Annotated in this window: 21 protein-coding genes; 8 read left to right on the forward strand and 13 right to left on the reverse strand. The window is 67.9% G+C overall.

Going from position 1 to position 24,698, the window contains the following annotated elements:
• Positions 1-9: 9 nt before the first annotated feature.
• The 4 genes from JQX08_RS04685 (at position 10) to rlmF (ending at position 6,297) form a co-directional block, all read left to right on the forward strand.
• Positions 10-2,841: a valine--tRNA ligase gene (locus JQX08_RS04685; protein WP_204915084.1), complete on the forward strand. Its 2,832-nt coding sequence runs from the start codon at positions 10-12 to the stop codon at positions 2,839-2,841.
• A gap of 135 nt (positions 2,842-2,976) precedes the next feature.
• Complete coding sequence (locus JQX08_RS04690) at positions 2,977-3,273, forward strand: winged helix-turn-helix domain-containing protein (protein ID WP_204915085.1); 297 nt, start codon at positions 2,977-2,979, stop codon at positions 3,271-3,273.
• 41 nt (positions 3,274-3,314) lie between these two features.
• Entirely contained in the window at positions 3,315-5,150 is a 1,836-nt protein-coding gene (locus JQX08_RS04695; RefSeq protein ID WP_204915086.1) for an SLC13 family permease, read from the forward strand.
• Between the two features lie 187 nt (positions 5,151-5,337).
• A complete protein-coding gene (gene rlmF, locus JQX08_RS04700; RefSeq protein WP_430472499.1) occupies positions 5,338-6,297 on the forward strand; it encodes a 23S rRNA (adenine(1618)-N(6))-methyltransferase RlmF in 960 nt (319 codons plus the stop codon).
• Here rlmF and JQX08_RS04705 read toward each other — a convergent pair.
• The 5 genes from JQX08_RS04705 to JQX08_RS04725 form a co-directional block, all read right to left on the reverse strand.
• Positions 6,294-6,782, reverse strand: a complete 489-nt coding sequence (locus JQX08_RS04705) for a GFA family protein (RefSeq protein WP_204915088.1) — start codon at positions 6,780-6,782, stop codon at positions 6,294-6,296. The genes rlmF and JQX08_RS04705 overlap by 4 nt on opposite strands.
• Before the next feature lie 154 nt (positions 6,783-6,936).
• The gene (locus tag JQX08_RS04710; protein WP_239481959.1) at positions 6,937-7,398 is read right to left on the reverse strand and encodes a hypothetical protein; all 462 of its coding nucleotides are present in this window, start codon (positions 7,396-7,398) and stop codon (positions 6,937-6,939) included.
• A gap of 133 nt (positions 7,399-7,531) precedes the next feature.
• Complete coding sequence (gene sbcC / locus JQX08_RS04715) at positions 7,532-10,930, reverse strand: exonuclease subunit SbcC (RefSeq protein WP_204915089.1); 3,399 nt, start codon at positions 10,928-10,930, stop codon at positions 7,532-7,534.
• Positions 10,927-12,144: an exonuclease subunit SbcD gene (gene sbcD, locus JQX08_RS04720; RefSeq protein WP_204915335.1), complete on the reverse strand. Its 1,218-nt coding sequence runs from the start codon at positions 12,142-12,144 to the stop codon at positions 10,927-10,929. Before sbcD ends, sbcC begins: the two co-directional genes overlap by 4 nt.
• An 8-nt stretch (positions 12,145-12,152) precedes the next feature.
• The gene (locus JQX08_RS04725) at positions 12,153-12,572 is read right to left on the reverse strand and encodes an AsnC family transcriptional regulator (RefSeq protein ID WP_204915090.1); all 420 of its coding nucleotides are present in this window, start codon (positions 12,570-12,572) and stop codon (positions 12,153-12,155) included.
• A 135-nt stretch (positions 12,573-12,707) separates the two neighbouring features.
• Between JQX08_RS04725 and yjeH the strand changes: the two genes are divergently transcribed.
• The 4 genes from yjeH (at position 12,708) to JQX08_RS04745 (ending at position 17,461) form a co-directional block, all read left to right on the forward strand.
• The gene (gene yjeH, locus JQX08_RS04730) at positions 12,708-13,973 is read left to right on the forward strand and encodes an L-methionine/branched-chain amino acid transporter (protein WP_204915091.1); all 1,266 of its coding nucleotides are present in this window, start codon (positions 12,708-12,710) and stop codon (positions 13,971-13,973) included.
• Positions 13,974-14,042: 69 nt separating this feature from the next.
• On the forward strand, positions 14,043-15,380 hold the full coding sequence (locus tag JQX08_RS04735) for a TAXI family TRAP transporter solute-binding subunit (protein ID WP_204915092.1): 1,338 nt from the start codon (positions 14,043-14,045) through the stop codon (positions 15,378-15,380).
• A 36-nt stretch (positions 15,381-15,416) separates the two neighbouring features.
• Positions 15,417-16,424, forward strand: a complete 1,008-nt coding sequence (yejK, locus tag JQX08_RS04740; protein ID WP_204915093.1) for a nucleoid-associated protein YejK — start codon at positions 15,417-15,419, stop codon at positions 16,422-16,424.
• A 95-nt stretch (positions 16,425-16,519) separates the two neighbouring features.
• A complete protein-coding gene (locus JQX08_RS04745) occupies positions 16,520-17,461 on the forward strand; it encodes a DUF4344 domain-containing metallopeptidase (protein WP_204915094.1) in 942 nt (313 codons plus the stop codon).
• On the opposite strand, the gene JQX08_RS04750 is transcribed toward JQX08_RS04745, so the two are convergent.
• The 8 genes from JQX08_RS04750 to JQX08_RS04785 all read right to left on the reverse strand — a co-directional run bounded on the left by JQX08_RS04750 (position 17,439) and on the right by JQX08_RS04785 (position 24,592).
• Positions 17,439-18,377 carry a glutathione S-transferase family protein gene (locus JQX08_RS04750; protein WP_204915095.1) on the reverse strand — a complete coding sequence of 313 codons (939 nt, stop codon included), beginning with the start codon at positions 18,375-18,377 and terminating at the stop codon, positions 17,439-17,441. The genes JQX08_RS04745 and JQX08_RS04750 overlap by 23 nt on opposite strands.
• 47 nt (positions 18,378-18,424) lie before the next feature.
• Positions 18,425-18,736 (reverse strand): GIY-YIG nuclease family protein, encoded by a 312-nt coding sequence (locus JQX08_RS04755; protein ID WP_204915096.1) that lies wholly within the window; start codon positions 18,734-18,736, stop codon positions 18,425-18,427.
• Positions 18,733-19,431 (reverse strand): glutathione S-transferase family protein, encoded by a 699-nt coding sequence (locus JQX08_RS04760; RefSeq protein ID WP_204915097.1) that lies wholly within the window; start codon positions 19,429-19,431, stop codon positions 18,733-18,735. Before JQX08_RS04760 ends, JQX08_RS04755 begins: the two co-directional genes overlap by 4 nt.
• 67 nt (positions 19,432-19,498) lie before the next feature.
• Positions 19,499-20,209, reverse strand: a complete 711-nt coding sequence (gene pcsA, locus JQX08_RS04765; protein WP_204915098.1) for a phosphatidylcholine synthase — start codon at positions 20,207-20,209, stop codon at positions 19,499-19,501.
• Between the two features lie 196 nt (positions 20,210-20,405).
• Positions 20,406-21,167: an amino acid ABC transporter ATP-binding protein gene (locus JQX08_RS04770; protein WP_204915099.1), complete on the reverse strand. Its 762-nt coding sequence runs from the start codon at positions 21,165-21,167 to the stop codon at positions 20,406-20,408.
• A 10-nt stretch (positions 21,168-21,177) separates the two neighbouring features.
• Positions 21,178-22,272 carry an amino acid ABC transporter permease gene (locus JQX08_RS04775; protein ID WP_204915100.1) on the reverse strand — a complete coding sequence of 365 codons (1,095 nt, stop codon included), beginning with the start codon at positions 22,270-22,272 and terminating at the stop codon, positions 21,178-21,180.
• 10 nt (positions 22,273-22,282) lie between these two features.
• Positions 22,283-23,467, reverse strand: coding sequence for an amino acid ABC transporter permease (locus tag JQX08_RS04780; protein ID WP_204915101.1), 1,185 nt, complete (start codon positions 23,465-23,467; stop codon positions 22,283-22,285).
• 96 nt (positions 23,468-23,563) lie between these two features.
• Positions 23,564-24,592, reverse strand: a complete 1,029-nt coding sequence (locus JQX08_RS04785; protein WP_204915102.1) for an amino acid ABC transporter substrate-binding protein — start codon at positions 24,590-24,592, stop codon at positions 23,564-23,566.
• Between the last annotated feature and the right edge of the window lie 106 nt (positions 24,593-24,698).

A 24,698-nucleotide genomic window follows, 5' to 3' on the forward strand; every position in this document is an offset into this window, starting at 1 on the left:
CGCCGCACCATGGACAAGACCTACCAGCCGCACGCCATTGAATCCCGTTGGTACTCCGAGTGGGAGTCCAAGAACTACTTCGCCCCGCAAGGTTCCGGCGAGTCCTACACCATCGCCCTGCCGCCGCCGAACGTCACCGGCAGCCTGCACATGGGCCACGGCTTCAACAACGCGATCATGGATGCGCTGATCCGTTTCCGCCGCATGCAGGGCCGCAACACCCTCTGGCAGCCGGGCACCGACCACGCCGGGATCGCCACGCAGATGGTGGTGGAGCGTCAGCTCGGCGCGCAGAACCTGTCGCGTCACGACCTCGGCCGCGAGAAGTTCCTGGACAAGGTCTGGGAGTGGAAGGAAGAGTCGGGCGGCACCATCACCCGGCAGATCCGCCGCCTGGGCTCCTCGGTGGACTGGTCGCGCGAGCGCTTCACCATGGACGACGGCCTCTCCGAGGCGGTCAAGGAAGCCTTCGTACGCCTGCACGAGGACGGCCTGATCTACCGCGGCAAGCGTCTGGTCAACTGGGACACCAAGCTGCACACGGCGATTTCCGACCTCGAAGTGGAAAACCACGACGAGAAGGGCCACCTGTGGAACCTGCGCTACCCGCTGGCCGACGGCCACCAGACTGCTGACGGCAAGGACTACCTGGTGGTCGCCACCACTCGCCCGGAAACTATGCTCGGCGACGCCGCCGTGGCCGTGCATCCGGACGACGAACGCTACAAGGCGCTGATCGGCACCTTCGTCGAGCTGCCGCTGGTGGGCCGCCGTATCCCGATCATCGGCGACGAGTACTGCGACCCCGAGTTCGGCACCGGTTGCGTGAAGATCACCCCGGCGCACGACTTCAACGACTATGAAGTCGGCAAACGCCACAACCTGCCGCTGCTCAACATCTTCGACAAGAATGCCGCGGTGCTCGCCCAGGCTCAGGTGTTCAACCTCGATGGCAGCGTCAACGATGCCGTCGACGGCAGCCTGCCGGCCGACTACGCCGGTCTCGACCGCTTCGTCGCGCGCAAGCAGATCGTCGCCGCCTTCGAGGCCGCCGGCCTGCTCGAGAAGATCGACGACCACGCGCTGAAAGTGCCGAAGGGCGACCGCTCCGGCACGGTGATCGAACCGTGGCTGACCGACCAATGGTACGTCTCCACCAAGCCGCTGGCCGAGAAAGCCATCGCCGCCGTGGAAGACGGCAGCATCCAGTTCGTGCCCAAGCAGTACGAGAACATGTACTTCAGCTGGATGCGCGACATCCAGGACTGGTGCATCAGCCGTCAGCTGTGGTGGGGCCACCGCATCCCGGCCTGGTACGACGAGGCCGGCAACGTCTACGTCGGCCGCGACGAGGCGGAAGTGCGCGCCAAGCACAACCTCGGCAGCCAGCCGCTGCGCCAGGACGACGACGTGCTCGACACCTGGTTCAGCTCGGGGCTGTGGACCTTCTCCACGCTCGGCTGGCCGGAACAGACCGATTTCCTGAAGACCTTCCACCCCACCGACGTGCTGGTCACCGGCTTCGACATCATCTTCTTCTGGGTCGCCCGGATGATCATGCTGTCGCTGCACCTAACCCAGCAGATTCCGTTCAAGACCGTCTACGTCCACGGTCTGGTGCGCGACGGCCAGGGCCAGAAGATGTCCAAGTCCAAGGGCAACGTGCTCGACCCGCTGGACATCGTCGACGGCATCACCCTCGACGCACTGCTGGAAAAACGCACTAGCGGCATGATGCAGCCCAAGCTCGCCGAGAAGATCGCCAAGCAGACCAAGGCGGAATTCCCCGAGGGCATCAACAGCTACGGTACCGACGCGCTGCGCTTCACCTTCTGCTCGCTGGCCTCCACCGGCCGCGACATCAAGTTCGACATGGGCCGCGTCGAGGGCTACCGCAACTTCTGCAACAAGCTGTGGAACGCCGCCAACTTCGTCATCGAGAACACCGATGGCCAGGACACCGGGATCAACGGTGAGCCGGTCGAGCTGTCCTCGGTGGACCGCTGGATCATCTCCCAACTGCAGCGCGCCGAGCAGGAAGTCACCCGCCAGCTCGACGCCTTCCGCTTCGACCTGGCCGCCCAGGCGCTCTACGAGTTCGTCTGGGACGAGTACTGCGCCTGGTACCTGGAGCTGGTCAAGCCGGTGCTGTGGGACGAGAACGCGCCGATCGAGCGCCAGCGCGGCACCCGCCGCACGCTGATCCGCGTGCTCGAAGTGGCGTTGCGCCTGGCCCACCCGTTCATGCCGTTCATCACCGAAGAAATCTGGCAGCGCATCAAGGGCCAGGCCGGCAAATCCGGCGACACCCTGATGCTGCAACCCTGGCCGGTGGCCGACGAGGCGAAGATCGACGCCGCCGCGGAAGACGACATCGAGTGGGTCAAGACCCTGATGCTCGGCGTGCGGCAGATCCGTGGCGAGATGAAGATCTCCATGGCCAAGCGCATCGACGTCATCGTCAACAACGCTTCGCCGTCCGACCACCGTCGCCTGGCCGACAACGAGCCGCTGCTGATGAAGCTGGCCAAGCTGGAGACCATCCGCGTGCTCGGCGAAGGCGAGGAAGCGCCGATGTCGGCCACCGCACTGGTCGGCGACATGCAGGTGCTGGTGCCGATGGCCGGGCTGATTGACAAGGCCGCCGAGCTGGCGCGTCTGGACAAGGAAATCCAACGCCTGGACGGCGAGGTCAAGCGCGTCGGCGGCAAGCTGGCCAACGAAGGCTTCGTCGCCAAGGCCCCGGCCGAGGTGCTCGACAAGGAGCGCGCCAAGCTGGCCGAAGCCGAGCAGGCGCTGACCAACCTGGTCGAGCAGCGCGAGAAGATCGCCAGCCTGTAACCGAACCGAGGCCCGCCAATGAGCGGGCCTCGTTCTTTTAGGTAGGGGCGAATTCGTTCGCGATCGGCAGCCGCCATCGCGAATGAATTCGCTCCTACAGCAACCTCCCGGATGGCCAACCGCAAGGACTCGCCCATGGACGTCAGCAAGACCAAAACTAGCTTCTACCGCCGCCTCTACGTCGCCTGGCTGATCGACAGCGGCGCGGCGACCAGCGTGCCGGCACTGATGGCCGCCACCGGCATGCCGCGGCGCACCGCGCAGGACACCCTGGCGGCGCTGGCCGACCTGGACATCGACTGCCAGTTCGCCCAGCAGGCCGGCGAGCGCAACAACGCCGGTCACTACCTGATCCGCGACTGGGGCGCCATCGACAAGCAGTGGATCGACGCCCACCTGCCGCAGATCAAGGCGTTGCTCGGCTACCCCTGACTAGACTTCTCCTGCGCCCGGCACAGGAGAATCCAGGCCGCATGAACCTCGAACTGCTCTGGGTGCTTGCCCTGCTGCTGACCACCGTGGCGCTGTTCGTCGCCAACCGGCCACGCATGGATGTGGTGGCGCTGCTGGTGATTGTCGCCCTGCCGCTCAGCGGCGTGCTCGACGTCTCGCAGGCGCTCGCCGGCTTCAGCGATGCCAACGTGATCCTCCTTGCCGCACTGTTCGTCATCGGCGACGGCCTGGTGCGCACCGGCATCGCCTACCGCCTCGGCGACTGGCTGGTGGCGCGCGCCGGCAACAGCGAAACGCGCCTGTTGCTGCTGCTGATGCTGGTGGTCGCCGGCCTCGGCTCGGTGATGAGCTCCACCGGCGTTGTCGCCATATTCATTCCGGTGGTGCTCAGCGTCGCCAACCGCCTGCACCTGTCGCCGCGCCGACTGATGATGCCGCTGAGTTTCGCCGGACTGATCAGCGGCATGCTCACCCTGGTCGCCACCGCGCCCAACGTGGTGGTGCACAGCGAACTGGTGCGCCACGGCCAGAGCGGCTTCGGCTTCTTCAGCTTCACCCCGTTCGGCCTGGTGATCCTGGTCCTCGGCATCGGCTACATGCTGATCGCCCGCCGCTGGCTCGGCCCCGCGCAGCACGACACCCCGGACCACGCCGCGCGGCGCACCCTGCGTGACCTGATCCGCGACTACCAGCTGGCCGGTCGCGAGCGGCGCCTGCGCCTCAACCCCGGCTCGGCGCTGATCGGTCGCAGCCTGGCCGAACTCAACCTGCGCCAGACCCAAGGCCTCAACGTGGTGGCGATTGAGCGCTACCGGCACTTCCGCCGCAAGCTGATCAGCCCCGACGCGACCACCGAACTGCACGAAGGCGACGTGCTGCTGGTCGATCTGTTCGCGCCGGGCATCGGTCTGCTCGGGTTCTACCAGGAGGCCGGCCTGGAGTCGCTGCCGCTGCGCGGCGACTACTTCCTCGACCAGTCCCATGAAGTCGGCATGGCCGAAGTGATCCTCCCGCCCGACTCGGCGCTGCTCGGCAAGAGCCTGATCGCCCAGGAATTCCGCAGCCGCCACGACCTCAGCGTGATCGGCCTGCGCCGCGACCACCAGGCGCTGAGCGACAACCTGCTCGAGGAAAAGCTGCGCGTGGGCGACACCCTGCTGGTGATCGGCACCTGGAAGTCGATCCGCCTGCTGCAGGCGCAGGCGCGCAACTTCCTGGTGCTCAGTCTGCCGGCGGAGATCGACGAAGTGGCCCCCGCCGCCAGCCAGGCGCCGTTCGCGCTGTTCAGCCTGGCGGTGATGGTGGTGCTGATGGTCAGCGGCCTGGTGCCCAATGTGCTGGCCGCGCTGATCGGCTGCCTGCTGATGGGCGCCACGCGCTGCATCGACATGGACAGCGCCTACCGCTCGATCCACTGGCAGAGCCTGCTGCTGATCGTCGGTATGCTGCCGTTCGCCCTGGCCCTCGACAAGACCGGCGGCATCGCCCTGGCAGTGCAGGGTCTGGTGCGCCTGCTCGGCGGCGCTGGGCCCTGCGCGATCCTCGCCGGGCTTTTCGCCGTCACCGCACTGATCGGCCTGTTCATCTCCAACACCGCGACGGCGGTGCTGATGGCCCCGGTGGCGATCGCCACTGCCCAGCAACTCGGCGCCTCGCCCTACCCCTTCGCGATGATCGTCGCCCTGGCCGCTTCGTCGGCGTTCATGACCCCGGTGTCGTCGCCGGTCAACACCCTGGTGCTCGGCCCCGGGCAGTACCGCTTCGGCGACTTCGTGCGGATTGGCGTGCCGTTCACCCTGCTGGTGATGGTGGTCAGCGCGCTGCTGGTGCCCTGGCTGCTGCCGCTGCATCCCTAACCCGCCCTGACTCGTAGGAGCGAATTCATTCGCGATCGACCGCCAGCGCGGCGGCGGCGTTATCGCGAATGAATTCGCTGCTACCCAAGCACGCCCGCATCGAACGCGGCACGGTCGCGACGAGCCGGTTCGCCGCGCCAGCGGCCGCTATGGGACAATGCCCGCCCGCTCCCAACGTCGCATCGCCATGAAGCAACCCCGCCCACCCGCCGCCCTGCACCCGCGCAACCGCCACCAGGGTCGCTACGACTTTCCGCAGCTGATCAAGGCCAGCCCGGAGCTGGCGCGCTTCGTGGTGGTCAATCCGTACGGCAAGGAGAGCATCGACTTCGCCGACCCGGCGGCAGTCAAGGTGTTCAACCGCGCGCTGCTCAAGCGCTTCTACGGCATCGCCCACTGGGACATTCCGCCCGGCTACCTGTGCCCGCCGATTCCCGGCCGCGCCGACTACCTGCACGGCCTGGCCGACCTGCTCGCCGAACTGAACGACGGCCAGGTGCCGCACGGCGCGCGGATTCGCGCGCTGGACGTCGGCACCGGCGCCAACTGCATCTACCCGCTGATCGGCCACAGCGAATACGCCTGGCAGTTCCTCGGCTCGGACATCGACGCCACCGCGCTGGCCTCGGCCCAGGCGATCGTCCAGGCCAACCGCCTGGACAAGGCCATCGCCCTGCGCCGCCAGGCGCAGCCGAACCAGGTATTCCAGGGCCTGCTGCAGCCCGGCGAGACCTTCGAGCTGAGCCTGTGCAACCCGCCGTTCCACGCCTCGGCCGCCGAGGCGCACAGCGGCAGCCAGCGCAAATGGCGCAACCTCGGCAAGCTCGATCCGAAGCGCAAGCTGCCGGTGCTCAACTTCGGCGGGCAGAGCAACGAGCTGTGGTGCGCCGGCGGCGAAGCAGCGTTCCTGCAACGCCTGATCGCCGAAAGCGCCGGTTTCGCCAGCCAGGTGCTGTGGTTCAGCACCCTGGTGTCCAAGGCCGGCAACCTGCCGATCGTCGAGACGGCGCTGCGCAAGGCCGGCGCCCGCCAGGTGCGCACCGTGGCCATGGCCCAGGGGCAGAAGCAGAGCCGCTTCGTCGCCTGGAGCTTCCTCGACGTCGCCGCGCAGCGGCAATGGGCGCAGCGCTGGCGCCAGCCGGCCTAGCGGTTCAGACCGAGCCGCGCGTGCCAGGCGGCGATGGACTCCTCGGGATAGCCATCGAACAGCAGATCGTCCGGCCCCGCCGTGACTTCCACCCAGGCTGCCTTGGAGTCCAGCAGCAGGTGGGTGTGCTCCGGCGGCACCGGCAGCGGCGTGTCGATCGCCGAGGCGAACGGGTGGATCAGCTCCGGCCACTCCGGGCTGAACAGCCAAAGCGCGCTGCCGCACAGCCGACAGAAGTGCCGTTCGGCACTGCTGCGGTGCGCGCGCAGATCACCGGGCTCCTTGAGCTTGGCGTGGTAGACGCTGATGTCCTTGCGCCCACGCACCCGCAGGCTCTTGGCGTCGCCGCCGAGGTTGATCGCATAGCCACCGCCGCCCTGGGTCTTGCGACAGATCGAGCAGTAGCAGCGCTGGTAGGGATAAGGATGGGCGCTGGTCAGGCTGAAGCTGACCGCGCCGCAGTGGCAGGAACCTTCGAGCAACATGCGACACCCTCCGTTGAGCCGATTGGCGGGCATCCCGCCGCGGGCGCCGGTATGCCGGGCTGAAGGCTACGCCGGGTCGCCAGCGGGCGCGCCGCCGTCAACGATCGACTCGGCGGCGGCGCGCCGGTTCAGCTGGCGCGCCGAGCGGCGTCGCTCACTCCGCCTCGTCGTCGCGGATCAGTACGCAGTCGCGGCCTTCGTCGTCTTCGTAGAAATCGTAGACGTAGTACATCACCACCTTGCCCTTGCCGGGCATCACCGCCACGTAGTCGCCCGGTTCGGCGCTGAAGAAGCCGGCGGTGCCAGGCTCCGCCTCGCATTCGATGTAGCCGGTGTGGAACAGCGCCGGGTCGATGTCGGCGTAGAAGTCGTCGCGCTCGGCGGCGTCCCACTCGGCCGGCGGCTCGAACGGGCCGGTGAGGACGATCACCGCGTCGCCCATATCGGTCTCTTCGGCGTCCGGATCGTTCTCGTCGGGGCGGTAGATCGTGCAGTTCTGCGCATCACCGCTGTTGAGGATGGCCAGGCGCGCGGCCTCGCGCTGCTGCGGATCGAGGCCATAGGTCTCGCAGTGTTGCTTCCAGGCGTCGGCGGCGCCGAGTTTGTTCGAGGTCATGGCTGTCTCCGGCGCCGCGGGCGGCGCTCTGGGCGGCGCGTCGCGCGCGCCGGTGGTCGGGGCGTGGAGTTTGGTTGCCGGCACGGCGCTGTGCAAGCGCGGCGATGGCCGCGCGGGTGCTGTGCGCCGTCGCCTAGCTCACCGCGAAGCGCGCATCCAGACGGCTGTAACCCATGCCGACGCCCTTGTGCACCTTGAGCTGCACCGGAATGCGCTCCTTGAGGGCCTCGACGTGGCTGATCACGCCGATCATCTTGCCGCTGGCGTTCAGCGCGTCGAGGGCGTCGAGGGCCACCTCCAGGGTCTCGCCGTCCAGCGTGCCGAAGCCTTCGTCGAGGAACAGCGAGTCGATGCTAGTCTTGTGGCTGACCAGGTCGGACAGCGCCAGCGCCAGGGCCAAACTGACCAGGAAGCTCTCGCCGCCGGACAGCGTCTTGCAGTCGCGGGCCACGTCAGCCTGCCAGGTGTCGACCACCTCCAACTCCAGCTCGCCGCCGCCGCGCCGGGCCAGCTGGTAGCGGCCGTGCAGGCGGTGCAGCTGCTGGTTGGCCAGGTGCACCAGGTGGTCGAGGGTCAGGCCCTGGGCGAACTTGCGGTACTTGGCGCCATCGGCCGAGCCGATCAGGCTGTTGAGGCGCTGCCAGCCGTCGTACTCGCCGCTCTGCCGCTCGATCTCGGCGAACAGCGCCTGCTGGTTGTGGCGACGCTGCTCGTCGCCGTGCAGCTGCGCGCGAATCTCGCCTTGGCGCTGGGTCAGGCTCTTCAACGCCTCGGCAAGCGCGCGCAGCTGTTCGTCCACAGCCTCTGCGTCACGGCTGCTGCGCGGCGCGGTACGCAGGCCAGCCAGCGCCTGTTCGGCGGCGCTGCGCAGGGCGCGCGCCTCGGTCAGCGCCTGCTGCAGATGTTCCTTCAGTGCCTGCAAGCCGTTGCGCTGCGCCTCGTCGAGGCAGGCGGCGAGGAAGGCTGGCTCGTCGCTGAACGGACTGCTGACCAGCGCCGCCTGCCAGGCCTGCGCCGCCTCGTCCTGCGCGCTCTGCTGCTGGAGCAGACGCTGCGCCAGGGTGTCGCGGGTGCCCTGCAGTTCGGCGCCGCGCCGCTGGCCGGCGGCCAGGGCCGCCTCGGCGTCACGCAGGGCGGCTTGCGGATCGGCGGCCGGCTCGATTGCTCCGTCAGCCGCAGCGCTCGCTTGCCAGCGTTGCAGCCACTCGGTGGCCAGCCGCTGCGCCGCGTCGGCGCCGTGCTGCAAACCGGATTGCTGCTCGCCAAGCGCGCGGCGCTGGATCTGCAGCTGCTGCCAGCTGCGCGCCTCGGTCTGGCGTGCCGCCAGCCAGGCCGGCCCATCGCTCGGCAGCGTATGGCCCAGCTCGGCCAGCTCGGCGGCCAGCGCCGCCTCGTCTCGCTCGCGCTGCGCATGCAGCGCCTGCAGGCGGCGCACGCCCTCGTCCAGCGCCTGCTGCGCGGCCTGGCGATCCTTCTCTGCCAGCGCCTGCTGGGTGCGCGCCTCGGCCTCGGCCTGCTGCGCGCGCGCCAGCGCCTTGCCGGTAGATTCCAGCCGCGCCTTCAGCGCATCGAGCGCCTCCAGCCGCTGCTGCACTTGGGCCAGCTCGGCCGCCTGGCGCTGTCGTTCGGCGTCGACGTCCGCCACCGTCAGGCCCAGCCGGTCGCGGGCGGCGAGCAGCTCGGCCGCCTGGCGGGCGAGCTCCTCGCCTTGCCCGCTCAGCCCCTTGAGCTGCTCCTCGAGGGCGGCGACCTCGCGATTGAGGGCCTCGCCGGCGCCACGCAGGTACTCCAGTTCGTCGCGCTTGGCCTGCAGCTCGTGCTGCGTCGCGGAGACATCGAGCGCCTGGTAGGCGGCGACCGCCGGGTGCTCCGCCGAGCCGCACAGCGGACAGGGTTCGCCCGGCTGCAGCTGCGCGCGCTGCTGTTCCAGCGCCTGAATGCGCTGCTCCTGGGCCAGCAGGGTTTCCTTGTCGCGGACCTGCTGGGCGACCTCGCGGTAACGCTCGCGCAGCACCTGCAGCGCGGCCTGGCGTTCGGCATGGCGGGCCTGCTGCTCGCCGCGCGCGCTGTCCAGCTGGGCCTGGCGTTCGCCCAGCCGCGCCTGCTGCTGATCCAGCTGGGTCAGTTGCTCGAGGCGCCGACCGTGTTCGCTGAGGCGCTGCCAATCCTGCCGCCAGTCGGCCTCGCCACGCCCGGCCAGCGCGCTCTGCCAGTCCTGCTGGGCCGCCACCTCGTCAGCCTGAACCTGCGCCAGCGCCGCCTGGGCCGCCTGCACGGCCTGCTGCCGTTGCGCCTGCGCGGCGCCGAGGCCGTGCAGGCGCTCGGCGTCCTGGCGCTGGCGGGTCTCGCCCGCGGCGATCTGCGCCTGCAACGCGCTGCGCGCGGCGAAACTCTTCTCCCAGCCACTCAGTCGCTCGCCCAGCTGGCCGTGACCGACCTGCTCGGCGAGCTGCCCATCGAGCACTTCGCACTGTTCGAGCAGCGCCTGCAGCGCCGCCTGCCTTGCCGCGGCGTGCTGCGCACTGAACTGCCGGGCCTGCCACAGGGCGCGACCGGTGGCGCGCGCCGCCTCGGCCTGCTCGGCCTCGCTGGCGATCAGCGCCTGGCGGGTCTCGAGCAGCGCCTGCTCGGCCGCTCGCCAGGCGCGGTGCAGCGGTTGCAGACGCGCCGCCGGTTCGCTGGCGGCCAGTCGCTGAAGATCGCTGGCGGCAGCCTCGAGCGCCTGCTGCGCCCCGGCCTCGCGGGCAGCGGTGGCGCGTTGCTGCGCGTCGGCGCGGGCCAGCTCGGTGAGCCACTGGCGCTCGCCCTGGACCGCGACGAGCTGGCCCTGCAGTCCGCCCTCCTCGCTCGCCAGCCGCGCGGCCTCGTCCTGCAGCGCCGTGCGCTGCTCCTCGCCGAGCAGCTCGACGCCCTCGGCGCGGGCGCGCAGCTGGTCGAGCGCGGCCTTCACCTCGCGGGTGCGTTCAAACACCCGCTGGGAGATCTGCCCGTAGATTTCTGTGCCGGTCAGCTCCTCGAGCAGCTCGGCGCGCTGGTTGGCGTTGGCCTCGAGGAACGCGGCGAAACCGCCCTGGGCGAGCAGCATGGACTTGGTGAAGCGCTCGAAATCCAGGCCGGTGAGCTGCGCGGTGAGGCTCTCCTTCTCGCGAATCTTGTCGGTGAGGATCGTCCCGTCGGCGCGCGCCAGCTCGACCTTGGGCGCCTGCAACGCGCCGTCGGCCTTGTCGCGGGCGCGGCGCTGGCTCCAGAAGGCGCGGTAGGCGACGCCCTTGACCTCGAATTCGACCTCGGCCAGGCACTCGGCGGTGTGCCGGGTCATCAGCTCGTTGCTGCTCTGCGACAGCGTGCTCATCCGTGGCGTGCGGTGATACAGGGCCAGGCAGATGGCGTCGAGCAGCGTGGTCTTGCCGGCACCGGTCGGCCCGGTGATGGCGAACAGGCCGTTGCCGGCGAACGGCTCGGCGGCGAAATCGACCTTCCATTCGCCCTTCAGCGAGTTGAGGTTCTTCAGGCGCAGGCTGAGGATCTTCATGCGTCACCCTCCTGCAGCTCGGCGAGCACCGCGCGGTACAGGCCCTGCAGCTGGCGCTGCTGCGGCTCGTCGAGGCTCTCCGCGGCGAGGCGCTGGACGAACACCTCTTCGGGCTGCAGCTCGTCGAGCGTCTCGCGCGCCTCGGCGAACAGCCCGGGCTGCGCGCCGCCACGCTCGCGCCGGATGCGCAACACCTCGACTGGCAGGCCTTCGCACAGCGCGTTGAGGCGCGCCTGCAGGTCGCTGAGGTAGTCGTCGCTGCTGATCAGCACTTCCAGCCACGCCGGCTGTTCCGGCGTGCCGAGCTGCGCCGCCTCGGCGAGTTGCGCCGGCAGCTCGGCCAGCGTGCCGCGCAGCGACAGCAGCGCCTGGGCGCGCGGCACCAGCAGCGGAGTGACGCTGCGCAGGCCGGCGTCCAGCTCGACCAGCAGCACCTGCTTGTCCTGGCGCGCCTCGTCGAACGCCAGCGGGATCGGCGAGCCGCAGTAGCGGATGTGCTCCAGCCCGCCGACCTGCTGCGGCCGGTGGATATGCCCGAGGGCGATGTAGGCGGCCGGCGGGAAGGCGTTGGTGGGAAACGCCTCCAGGCTGCCGACATAGATCTCGCGTACCGACTCGCTGGCGCTGGCGCCGACGGTGGTCAGGTGGCCGGTGGCGACGATCGGCAACCCGCCGCCGAGCGCCTCGCGGCGCGCTTCAGCCAGGGCGAACAGCTGCTGGTAGTGCTGCTGGATCGCCTGCTGCAGCGATTGCTGCTTGTCCTGCGCGCTCTGCCCGGCCTGGCTCTGCAGCACCTCGCGCGGGCGGATGAAGGGAATCGCGCAGAGCAGCGCGCCGGGTGTGCCATCGCGGCGGTGCAGCACCAGCAGCTGCTCCTCGGGATCGGCGAGCACGCCGGGAATCACCCGGGTGTGCAGTTCGGCGAGTAGCGTCTTGCTCTCGCCGAGCATCGCCACTGAGTCGTGGTTGCCACCCAGCACCACCAGCTCGGCGCCGCTCTGCCACAGTTCGACGACGAAGTGGTTGTACAGCTCGCGGGCGTAGATCGGCGGCGCACCGGTGTCGAAGATGTCGCCGGCGACCAGCACCGCGTCGACCTCGTGCTCGCGCACCTGCTCGAGCAGCCAGGCGAGAAACGCCTGGTGCTCGGCCTGGCGGGTCTTGCCCATGAAATGCTGGCCGAGGTGCCAGTCCGAGGTGTGCAGCAGGCGCAGCGGACGGCTCACATCGACCACTCCTGCACCACCATGTGAGTCTTCACCCGCTGCATGCCGGGGTAGCTTTCGATCTCGTCGCGGATTTCGCTGAGCCGCGCCATCGACGGCGCCTCGACGTAGACCAGCATGTCGGTCTCGCCGCTGATCCCGCAGCAGCGGCGGATCTCGCTGAACGCGCGCATCCGCTCGACGTAGTCGGCGCAGCGGCTGTCCTTGTAGAACAGTTCGAGGAAGGCCTTCACCGCGCCGTTCTGCGGCGCGGCGATCTGCGCGTGGTAGCCCTCGATCACGCCGTCGGTCTCCAGGCGGCGCACCCGCTCGCTCACCGCCGAACGCGACAGGTTGACCTCGCGGGCGATCTGGCTGACGGGCGTGCGCGCATCGGCGCGCAGCAGGGCGAGGATTTGGCGATCGAATTTGTCCACACGAGGCTCTCGGGCACGGCAAGGTTGGAATGAATTCCGCCAATTCGCCGGCCAAAGCCGTCGATCCGACGGCAGCCGGCCAGGGCCGGGCCGCCTTACCATGGCGGGATTCGAAGAGAGCCACGAGCATACATCATGAGCCGTCTGAATCAGGAACTCGGTCTGCTGCAGGGCATCGGCCTGCTCAGCACCTCGCTGCTCGGCACCGGCATCTTCGTGGTCCCGGCGCTGGCCGCCACCGCCGCCGGCGCGGTGTCGCTGTGGGCCTGGCTGATCCTCATCGGCCTGGTGCTGCCGGTAGCCTTCACCTTCGCCCAGCTGGGCCGCCACTTCCCGCATGCCGGCGGCGCACCGCACCTGATCGGCCGGGCGTTCGGCGCGCGCATGGAGCGGCTGATCGCCTTCCTGTTCCTCGCCGTGCTGCCGGTCGGCCTGCCCGCCGCGCTGAACATCGCCACCGGCTTCTGGCACGCGCTGTTCGATCTCAACGGTGCGGCCATCCTCGCTATTCAACTGGCCACCCTCGCCGCCATCCTGCTGCTCGGCCAGCGCCCGGCGCGCGCCTCCGGCCTGGTGCAGGGGCTGATCGCCGTGGCGATCGTCGCCAGCATCGCGCTGATCTGGTGGGCCGGCGACCTGCCGCGCGCCAGCCAGCCGCTGCTGCCGGACATCAGCGGCTCCTGGCACCTGCTGCCGGCGGCGCTCGGGGTGATGTTCTGGTGCTTCGTCGGCATCGAGGCGTTCACCCACCTCGGCGAGGAGTTCAAGCGCCCGCAGCGCGACTTCCCGCTGGCGCTGGTGCTCGGCGTACTGCTCGCCGGCCTGGTGTACTGGGCCTGCTCGGTGGCCCTGCTGACCTTCGCCAGCTACGGCGATGCGCAGCGCGACGCCACGGCGATCCCCCAGCTGTTCGGCTTGCTGCTCGGCGAGCGGGCGCGCTGGCTGGTGGCGGTGGTCGGCTACCTGGCCTGCTTCGCCTCGATGAACGTGTACATCCAGGGTTTCGCCCGGCTGATCTGGAGCCTCGCCGACGAGGGCAAGCTGCCGGCGCCGCTGGCCAGACGCAACCGCCACGGCGTGCCGGCCCGCGCGCTGCTGCTGGTGGTGCTCAGCTGCGCGCTGTGCGCCGGTGCGGCCAGCCTCCTCGACCTTTCGGTGGATCACCTGATCCGCTACGCCAACGGCAACTTCGTGGTCATCTACCTGCTCAGCATGGCCGCCGGCTGGGTGCTGCTGCGTGGTGTGTGGCGCTGGCTGGCGGCGCTCAGCACGCTGCTCTGCGGCCTGGTGCTGCTCGCCCTGGGCCGCGACGCCGGCTACGCGCTGGGGCTGCTCGCCCTGCTGGCGCTGCTCGACTGGTGGCGCGCACCGACGGCGCGGCAAGCGGTGGAGCGCTCCTAGCCACAGGTTGCCCGCCCGGCAAAAGCCAAGGGCTATCCTTGCAGACGAACCTGCCGACAAGGATGCCCCATGCGCCGCCTCCTCCGTGACCTGAAAATCATGCTGCTGGCCAACCTGTGGATAGTGCCGGTGCTGGCCCTGCTGGTCGGTGCGCTGTTCTATTTCGTCGCCCCGCCGCCGCCGATGCACGCGCGGCTGGCCACCGGCGCCAGCGGCGGCGGTTACCACGCGTTCGGCGAGCGCCTCCAGGCCGAGCTGGCGACCCACGGCTTCACCCTCGAACTGGTCGAGAGTCAGGGCTCGCGCGACAACCTGGCCAAGCTCGGCAACGACGAGGTGCAGCTGGCCCTGGTGCAGAGCGGCCAGGAGCTGAGCCTCGCCGAAGAGGCGCGCCACAGCCTGTCCGGCCTCGGCGTGATGTACCGCGAGCCGCTATGGCTGTTCGTCCGCCAGAAGGTCAAGTTCGAGCGCCTCGCCGACCTGCTGAAGCTGCGCCTGGCGGTCGGCTCGGAAGACAGCGGCACCCAGGCGGTGACCGCAGCGCTGCTGGAGGCCAATCGCATCGACGTGGCGCACTACCCCGAGCGCTGGCAGCAGATCGGCGGGCGGCGCGCCGCCGATGCGCTGATCGCCGGCGAGCTGGACGCCGGCTTCTTCGTCGGCCCGGCGGAGAACCCGCTGATCCAGCGCCTCGCCGATGAACCGGGGCTGCGCCTGGTCAGCCTGCGGCGCACCGCGGCGTACCTGGCGCGCCTGCCGTTCCTCAGCCGCGTCGACGTCGGCGAAGGCATGCTCAACCTGGCGCGCAACACGCCGAACCGCGACATCGTCACCCTCGGCCCGGCCGCCACGCTGGTCGCCAACGAGGACTTCCACCCCTCGCTGACCCCACTGATCCTCGAAGCTGCGCGCACCGTGCTGAAAGACGGCAGTCTGCTCGACCCGGCCGGCCAGTACCCGGCGCGCCCGCCGCGCTCACTGCACACCCTGGCCGAAGCCGATTACTACTACGACAAGGGCCTGCCGATCCTGCAGCGCTACCTGCCGTTCCGCATCGCCTCGCTGGCCGACCGCTACATCATCCTGGCGATTCCCCTACTGGTCCTGCTGTTCCCGCTGTTCAAGGCGATCGGGCCGATCTACCAGTGGCGCATCCGCGCGCGCATCTACCGCTGGTACAAGCACCTGCGCGAGATCGACCAGCAGCTCTACCAGGGCAAGCTGCCCAGTGACCTGAACGCCGAGATCAACCGCCTCGAGCAGCTCGAGGACGAACTGGCGCGGGTCGAGGTGCCGCTGTCCTACTCCAGTGAGCTGTACGAGCTGCACATGCACCTGCGCTACATGATCGAACGCCTGCAGGCCTATCAGCGACGCACGACTGCGACGAGCGCGCCGGTCGAGTAACATGCACGCCTTTCCTTCGTGCCCAACGAGACGCCCATGCCGATTCGTCATTGCATCGTCCACCTGATCGACAAGAAGCCCGACGGCTCGCCGTCGACCTTGCACGCCCGCGACAGCGAACTGGCCGAATCGACGGCCATCGAGAACCTGCTGGCCGACCTCAACGACAGCTACAACGCCAAGCAGGGCAAGGCCTGGGGCTTGTTCCACGAGGAGTCCGGGGCGTTTCCGTTCAGCGGCTGGCTCAAGGAATACCTCGATCAGGGCCTCGACTTCACCGCATTCAGCCGCCGTGCCGTGGAGCACCTGCAGAAGCTGATGGACGAGTCCAACCTGTCGGTCGGCGGCCACGTGCTGATGGCCCACTACCAGCAGGGCATGACCGACTACCTGGCGGTGGCGCTGCTGCACCACAGCGAAGGCGTGGCCGTCAGCGACAGCCTGGAAGTCACCCCGGCCAAGCACCTCGACCTCGGCCAGCTGCACCTCGCCGCGCGCATCAACATCAGCGAGTGGCAGAACAACAAGCAGTCCAAACAGTACGTGTCGTTCATCAAGGGCAAGAACGGCAAGAAGGTCTCCGAGTACTTCCGCGACTTCATCGGCTGCCAGGAAGGCGTCGATGCGCCGAGCGAGACGCGCACCCTGCTCAAGGCGTTCAGCGATTTCGTCGAGAGCGAGGACATGGCCGAGGAGCAGGCCCGCGCCAAGACCGAGACGCTGGTCGACTACGCCACCAGTCAGGCCAAGCTGGGCGAGCCGATCACCCTCGACGAGCTGTCCGGGCTGATCGACGAGGAGCGCCCGCGCGCGTTCTTCGAACATATCCGCAACAAGGACTACGGCATGGCCCCGGAATTTCCGGCGGACAAGCGCACCCTCAACCAGTTCCGCCGCTTCACCGGGCGTGCCGAAGGCCTGTCGATCAGCTTCGAGGCGCACCTGCTCGGCTCGAAGATCGAGTACGACGAGGCGCGTGACATGCTGATCATCCGCCAGCTGCCGACCCAGCTGAAGGACCAGCTCAAGCGCCGCCAGGACTGACGGCGCCAGCTTCCGACGGATCACCGGATTGCCGGGGGCCGACCTGCTAGCCTAATTGGGGTCCGTCCCGATCGGCGCACTGCAAGGAGGCCTCCATGGCCGCCCTCGCACCATCCGTAGCGACCGCCGCACCCCTCCCGCCCCGCCGGCGGGCACGCCCCCTGCTACTCATACTGTTGCTGCTCGCCACCCCGCTGCTCGCCGAGCCGCCTCCGCCGTCACGGCTGTCGCCGGACGTCACCCGCTTCATCGTCGCCAACAGCGAGTTCACCATGCTCCACGAGATGGGCCACATGCTCATCTCCGAGCTCAACCTGCCACTGCTTGGCCGCGAAGAAGACGCCGCCGACCAGCTCGGCATGATGATCCTGTTCCTGCTCAGCGATCCGCAGCGCAAGGCCGAACTGGATGCCGACCTGCTGGCGATCGTCGACTACTGGCGCCTGGAGTGGCAGCGCCCGCGCCCGGCCAACGAACAGGTGCCGGCCTGGGACACCCACGCCCTCGACGAACAGCGCTTCTACAACATCGCCTGCCTGGCCTACGGCAGCGATCCGGATCGCATGGAGTGGGTGCTGCGGGTGACCGGCCTGCCGGTCGAGCGGGCGTTGTACTGCGATCAGGAGTTCCTGCAGGCGAGCCGCGCGCTGGACTGGATTCGCCACCACAACCGGCGCGTCGCGATCCAGCGTCGGCCGCGCATCCAGATCATCTACGATCCGCCGCCGAGCTACCTGCCGGATGCCGAGCTGCTGGTCGCGCGGCTGCGTGAGGGCGGTCTGGAGGACATCGCGCGACGGGTCAGCCTGGTGTTCGCCCCGCCGCGCACGCTGACCCTGCGCATCGCGGCCTGCGGCACGCCGGACGCCTGGTACAACCGCGACGAAGCCGAACTGACGCTGTGCTACGAGCGCCTGCAGCATTTCCGCGAGCTGGCGGAAACCCTGCCGCCGGAGCGACGACCGGGTCCGCAACTGGAGTGCGCGCCCGCCTACAAGGCGCTGCAGGACGCCCTTACGACAGAGACTGAATGCTGAAACCGACGCGCGGGAAGTGCACGTGCACGGTACCGGCACGCTCGTCCTCGCGGCGCAGGATCAGCTCGTCGCGCCCGGCGAACAGCAGCTCGCCGACGACCGGGTCGACGCCGTAGTCGGTGGCGGCGATCTGCACACGCTGGCCGACCTGGAAGCCATTCGGCTCGACAAAGGCTTCATCCGGCAATGCCGCCGGGGTCGCCGCGCGGGCGATGGCGATTGCCTCCTCGGCGGACAGCTCGCTCGCCGCGCCATGCCCGAAGCCCAGCACGCGACCCAGCCAGGCGGCCACCGCCGGGTAGTCGTCGACCAGCGGCGCGGTCACCGGGCCACCCTTGAGGAACCACAGGCAGTGCGCCAGGGCGAAGTCGGCGATCGACGGCGCACCGAACAGGAAGTCGCCCTCCTCGCGGGCCAGTTGCTGCTCCAGACGGGCCATCAGGCTCGGCCAGTTGTGCTTGGCCTGCTCGGTCGGCACGCGCCGCGCGGAGCCGCCGGTGAAGAACTGTGCGCGGTCGTCGAGCAGCGCCTTGACCATCGCCGGCGGCAGGCGACCGAAGCGCACGCTGGCCGACTCGGGCTGGAACACCAGCGCCACCGCATGCTGGAACACCAGGCTGTCAGCCCACTGGGCGAAGCTGGTCACGGTGAACTCCTGGCCTTCGGGGAACAGCGTCGGCACGTTCTTCTCGGCTTCCAGACGCTGGGCGATCAGCGCGGTGTCGCAGTAGATGTCGGCGCCGATCTGCAGCACTGGGGTCTTGCGGTAACCGCCGGTCAGGGCGATCAGGTCGGGCTTGGGCATCACCGGCGAAATGTGCACCGAGCGCCAGGACAGCTGTTTGAAGCCCAGCAGCAGGCGGGCCTTCTCGGCGAATGGCGAGGTCGGATAGTGGTGCAGGATCAACTCGTGCATGACGGGCTCGCAGGCAAGGGAAAGAACCGCCAGCTTAGCCCGATGCGTCAGCCCGGCGTAGCCGCCTGCTCGGATGACAGCGTATCAAGGGCGTGAATGCCGGCCAGCACCAGACGCTCCTTGGCCGCCTTGTTGAGCTGCTTGATCGCCCGCTCGCGGCGCAGCGCGGCGCCCTTGTCGGCACAGGGCTCGACGTAGGCCAGCGCCTGCGCCGGGCTGGAATGGAAGAAGCGCGCGCCCTTGCCGCTCTGGTGCTGGGCGAAGCGCCGCGCCGGGTCGTCGCTGATCCCGCAGTACAGCGCGCCGTTGGCGGCGCGCACCAGGTAGACGAACCAGGGCTTGGCGAGGCTTTCGCTCATGCCCAGAACTTGTCGCGCAGGCGCTCGCAGTAGGCGACCAGCACCGGGTATTCGCGCGCCAGCTGGCTGAGCGGATTGTTCAGGCTGCAGTGGATCAGGTTGGCCAGCACGCCATAGGCGGAAGCATCCGCGCTGCACGGCTGCAGGCCGCCGAAATACGGCGCGGCGCCGAGCATGTCGCTGAGCGCCTGCAGGTCCTCGCGGGCGAAGGCCAGCAATTCCGCGCCGGAATGCCGCGCCAGGCCCTGGGCCAGCAGCGCCTTGCGGATCTTGCCGCGCACCAGGTTGGGCACCAGCGCGCGCAGCGGCATCGGCAGGCTGGCGAAGAACGCCGGCTTGAGCTCGGCCCAGCCGGCATCGTCGATCCAGCGGAAATACACCATCAGCTGCGCCAGGTGCTCGTCGCACAGCCGCGTGATGGCCAGCGCGCGACCGCGTGCGGCAGCGTCCAGGTGATTGTCGATACCCAGCGCCAGGCGCTCCTGCAGGGTGCGCAGGATGATCGCCGAGTCGGCGACCACCTCGTCGTCGAGCTTGATGAACGGCAGCTTGCCCTTCGGCCCCTTGCCGGGGTTGCGCAGCGTCTTGACCTGATAGTCGAGGCCGGTGAGGCGCAGGAAGGTTTCCACCTTGAGGCAGAACGGGCTGGGGTTGGGCACGTTCAGCGAAGACGGGAATTGGAACAGGGTGATCATCGGCAGCTTCCTGCAAGAGAGTCGGCGGCGAGTTTAGCCTGCGCAGTGGGAAATTTGGGTGACGCCGTCAGGCAAACCATTCCCGCGCGCTGCGCCACAGGCAGATACCGAGGAAGTAGGCGGAAGTGATCAGCCACAGCGCCAGCAATAGCGGCGGGCGCGCTGGGAAGATCAGGATCAGCCAGGCGCAGCAGACCATCCACAACCCGGTCACGGCGATGTTCAGCGGCATGAACTGGCGCACCCGGAACGGGTGGAGGAACTTCATGCGGGTGAGGGTCAGCGCGGCCAGCACGACAATGCCGAGCAGCGTGGTCCAGGGCGAGAAATCCAGCAGGTAGAGGTACACCGCGACCACGTTCCAGGCGGCCGGGAAGCCGACGAAGTAGTAGTCGTGGCTCTTCATGTGCACGTTGCAGAAGCAGAACAGCGACGACAGCAGTATCAGCCCCACCGCCGGCAGCGCGCAGTAGTCCGGCAGCGGTACGAAGCGGTAGACGAAGATCGCCGGGATGAACACGTAGGTGAGGTAGTCGATGACCAGGTCGAGCACCGTGCCGTCGAAATACGGCAGCACTTCCTTGACCTCGAACTTGCGCGCCAGGGTGCCGTCCAGCCCGTCCACCAGCAGCGCGGCACCGAGCCACAGCAGGCAATCGCCGGGGCGGTTGTCGACCACGGCGAGCAGCGCCAGCAGGGCGAGGATCACCCCGCTGGCGGTGACCGCGTGGACGCTCCAGGCCTTGGCCTTGCTGAACGGAGTAAGGGTGGCGCTCACGGCGGCTCCTGGTTGGCGGTGGGTAGAAACACGCGGGCGAGGATTCCTTCCTCACCCTGCCCTCGCCCTACTGAAAAAGCGGCAACAGCGTCGAGCGCCTCGCCCTCGTGGTCGCCTGAGTAGGAGCGAATTCATTCGCGATCAAGCGGCAACGCCAAGCGCGGATAAATCCGCTCCTACAAGGTCGCTTCGCTCCTCAGTGCAGGATCTGGCCGAGGAACAGCTTGGTGCGTTCGTTCTGTGGATTGTCGAAAAACGCGTTGGGTTCGTTCTGTTCGACGATCTCGCCCTTGTCCATGAAGATCACCCGGTCCGCCACGGTGCGCGCGAAGCCCATCTCGTGGGTCACGCAGAGCATGGTCATGCCGCTCTGCGCCAGGCCGATCATGGTGTCGAGCACCTCCTTGACCATCTCCGGGTCGAGCGCCGAGGTCGGTTCGTCGAACAGCATGATCTTCGGCTTCATGCACAGCGCCCGGGCAATCGCCACGCGCTGCTGCTGGCCGCCGGAGAGCTGGCCCGGGTACTTCAGCGCCTGCTCGGGAATGCGCACCCGCTCCAGGTAGTGCATGGCGATTTCCTCGGCCTTGCGCTTGGGCATCTTGCGCACCCACATCGGCGCCAGGGTGCAGTTCTGCAGCACAGTCAGGTGCGGGAACAGGTTGAAGTGCTGGAACACCATGCCGACCTCGCGGCGGATGGTTTCAATGTGCTTGAGGTCGTTGGTCAGCTCGGTGCCGTCGACCACGATGCGCCCCTGCTGGTGTTCTTCCAAGCGGTTGATGCAGCGGATGGTGGTCGACTTGCCGGAGCCGGACGGCCCGCACAGCACGATGCGTTCGCCCTGGCGGACGTTAAGGTTGATGTCCTTGAGCACGTGGAACTGGCCGTACCACTTGTTCACCCCTTGCATCTGGATGATCGGCTCGTGGCTGGCGTTGGTTTGGACTTCAGTCATTGCGAAACTCCTAGCGCTTGTGGCCGGTATTCAGCTGGCGCTCCAGGCGCTGCGAATAGCGGGACATGCTGAAACAGAAAATCCAGTAGACCAGGGCGGCGAACACGTAGCCTTCGGTGGACATGCCCAGCCATTTCGGGTCAGTAGTGGCTTGCTTGATGCTGTTGAGCAGGTCGAACAGGCCGATGATGATCACCAGGCTGGTGTCCTTGAACAGCGCGATGAAGGTGTTGACGATCCCCGGGATCACCAGCTTCAGCGCCTGCGGCAGGATCACCAGGCCGGTGGCGCGCCAGTAGCCGAGACCAAGCGCGCCGGCCGCCTCGTACTGGCCCTTGGGAATCGCCTGCAGACCGCCGCGTACCACCTCGGCGACGTAGGCGGCCTCGAAGAGGATCACCATGATCAGCGCGCGCAGCAGCTTGTCGAGGCCCATGCCCTCGGGGAGGAACAGCGGCAGCATCACCGAGGACATGAACAGCACGGTGATCAGCGGCACGCCGCGCCAGAACTCGATGGTAGTGACGCAGATGACCTTGATCGCCGGCATGTTCGAGCGCCGCCCGAGTGCCAGCAGGATGCCCAGCGGCAAGGCGCCGGTGATGCCCACGTAGGCGATCACCACGGTGAGCATCAGGCCGCCCCAGCGGGTGGTCGGCACGGTTTCCAGGCCGAGGCCGCCGTGCAGCAGCCAGAACGCCAGCAGCGGGAAGACCACCAGGAAGCCGATGCCATACCAGGCCTTGTGCGGCATCTGCCGAACGAACAGCGGCGCCACGCCGAGGATCGCCAGCCACACGGTGAGGTCGACTCGCCAGCGCTGCTCACCCGGGTAGAAGCCGTACATGAACTGGCCGAAGCGTTCCTTGACGAACACCCAGCAGGCGCCCTCGCCGGTGCAGTCGGCGCGCGTGGTGCCGGTCCAGTCGGCCTGCAGGAACGCCCAGTTGATGATCGGCGGCACGATCAGCCACAGCAGGTACAGCGCGAGCAGGGTCAACACCACGTGCAGCGGGCTGGCGAACAGGTTGTCGCGCAGCCAGGCCATGGGCCCGAACACGCTGCGCGGCGGCGGCAGGTCGGGTTTGAAAGTATGTGTCGTCATGCGCCTCTCCCTATCGCTCGACCAGCGCAATGCGCTTGTTGTACCAGTTCATCAGCAGCGAAATGCTGATGCTGATGGCCAGGTACACGCTCATGGTGATGCCCATCACTTCGATCGCCTGACCGGTCTGGTTGAGCACCGTGCCGGCGAACAGAGAGACCATGTCCGGGTAGCCGATACCGGCGGCCAGCGAGGAGTTCTTGGTCAGGTTCAGGTACTGGCTGGTGAGCGGCGGAATGATCACCCGCAGCGCCTGCGGGACAATCACCAGACGCAGGGTCTTGCCGTCCGGCATGCCCAGCGAGCGCGACGCCTCGGTCTGCCCGTGGCTGACCGCCTGAATGCCGGCCCGCACGGTTTCGCCGATGAACGCCGCGGTGTAGATCGACAGCGCCAGCATCAGCGCGACCAGTTCGGGAATCACCACCCAACCGCCACGGAAATTGAAGCCGGTGAGCTGCGGCACTTCCCAGTGGAACGGCGCGCCGAACACTAGGATGCTCAGCAGCGGCAGGCCGAACAGCAGCGCCAGCGCGCTGAGCAGCACCGGGAAGCGTTCACCGGTGGCCTCGCGGCGCGCCTTGGCCCAGCGGTAGATCACCACCACCGCGACGATCGCCAGCAGCAGCGCGGCGAGGAACGCCCACAGGCCCTCTGCCTGGGTCGGTGAGGGCATGTACACGCCGCGGTTGTTGATGAAGAACATGTCGCCGAGGCTCAGGCTCTGCCGCGGTCCGGGCATGGTCAGCATCACCGCGAAGTACCAGAAGAAGATCTGCAGCAACGGTGGGATGTTGCGGAACACCTCGATGTACACCGTGGCCAGCTTGCGGATCAGCCAGTTCGGCGACAGCCGCGCGACGCCGAGGATGAAGCCGATGATGGTCGCCAGGATGATGCCGATCACCGACACCAGCAGGGTGTTGAGCAAGCCGATGACGAACACGCGGGCGTAGGTGTCGCTCTCGCTGTAGTCGATCAGGTGCTGGGAGATGCCGAAACCGGCGCTCTGCTGAAGGAAATCGAAGCCGGACACAATGCCGCGCTTCTCCAGGTTGACCTGGGTGTTGTGGAACAGGAACCAGCCGAATGCGACTACGCAGACGACGGCAATAATCTGGAATAGCCAGGCGCGCGCCTTGGGGTCGGTCCAGACCGATCCACGTGGGCGCGGGACATTAGCAGTGGTTTGCATAGTAGCCCTCTTGGCATCCGCCCCCTTGGTGCGGGGTGCGGATCAACGAGTCGGAAGCACCTCGGCGCCGCAGTACGCGGCGCCGAGGCGGGAGGGTCAACGCACCGGCGGTGCGTACTGCAGACCACCCTTGTTCCACAGGGCATTCAGGCCACGCTGGATCTTCAGGTCACTACCGGCGCCGATGTTGCGGTCGAAGATTTCGCCGTAGTTGCCGACCTGCTTGACGATCTGTACTGCCCAATCCTTCGGCAGTTTCAGATCCTTGCCGAAATCACCTTCGCCACCGAGCAGGCGGGCGATATCCGGGTTCTTGGTGTCTTTCGCGGTTTTCTCCACGTTCTTCGAGTCGAGGCCGAGTTCCTCGGCATTGACCATCGCGAACAGGGTCCAACGCACGATATCGAACCACTCCTCGTCACCCTGGCGTACGGCCGGGCCGAGCGGTTCCTTGGAGATCACTTCCGGCAGCACCACGTAATCGTCCGGCTTGGCCAGCTTGATGCGCTGCGCGTACAGCTGCGACTGGTCGGAGGTCAGCACGTCGCAACGGCCCGCTTCCAGCGACTTGGCGCTTTCGTCGGAGGTGTCGTAGGTGATCGGGGTGTACTTCAGGCTGTTGGCGCGGAAATAGTCGGAGAGGTTCAGCTCGGTGGTGGTGCCGGCCTGGATGCACACGGTAGCGCCGTCGAGTTCCTTGGCGCTGGAGACGCCGAGCTTCTTGTTCACCAGGAAGCCCTGACCGTCGTAGTAGGTCACGCCGGTGAAGTTGAGGCCCATCGCCGCGTCGCGCGAGCTGGTCCAGGTGCTGTTGCGCGAGAGCACGTCGACTTCACCGGACTGCAGCGCGGTGAAACGCTCCTTGGCGGTCAGCGGGGTGAACTTGACCTTGTTGGCATCGCCGAAGACAGCGGCCGCGACGCCCCGGCAGACATCCACATCGATGCCCAGGTAGTTACCCTTGCCGTCGGCGTAGGAAAAGCCCGGCAAGCCGTCACTGATACCGCATTGCACGAAACCTTTCTTCTTTACCGCGTCGAGAGTTGCACCGGCCTGAGCGAAGCTGCTGACGCCGAGCACGGCTGCGGCGGTCAGTACAGCCAGGGTGGATTTCACCATCTTCATTATCACAACCTCCAGTTGCTGTTTTTTTATGGAGACTCGGTCCTTCCGCCGCACCCTCATGAGGCACGCTCGACCCTGTGGGCCAACCGGGGTACAGACCTGAGAT

This window comes from Zestomonas insulae (assembly GCF_016901015.1).
Lineage (GTDB): Bacteria > Pseudomonadota > Gammaproteobacteria > Pseudomonadales > Pseudomonadaceae > Aquipseudomonas > Aquipseudomonas insulae.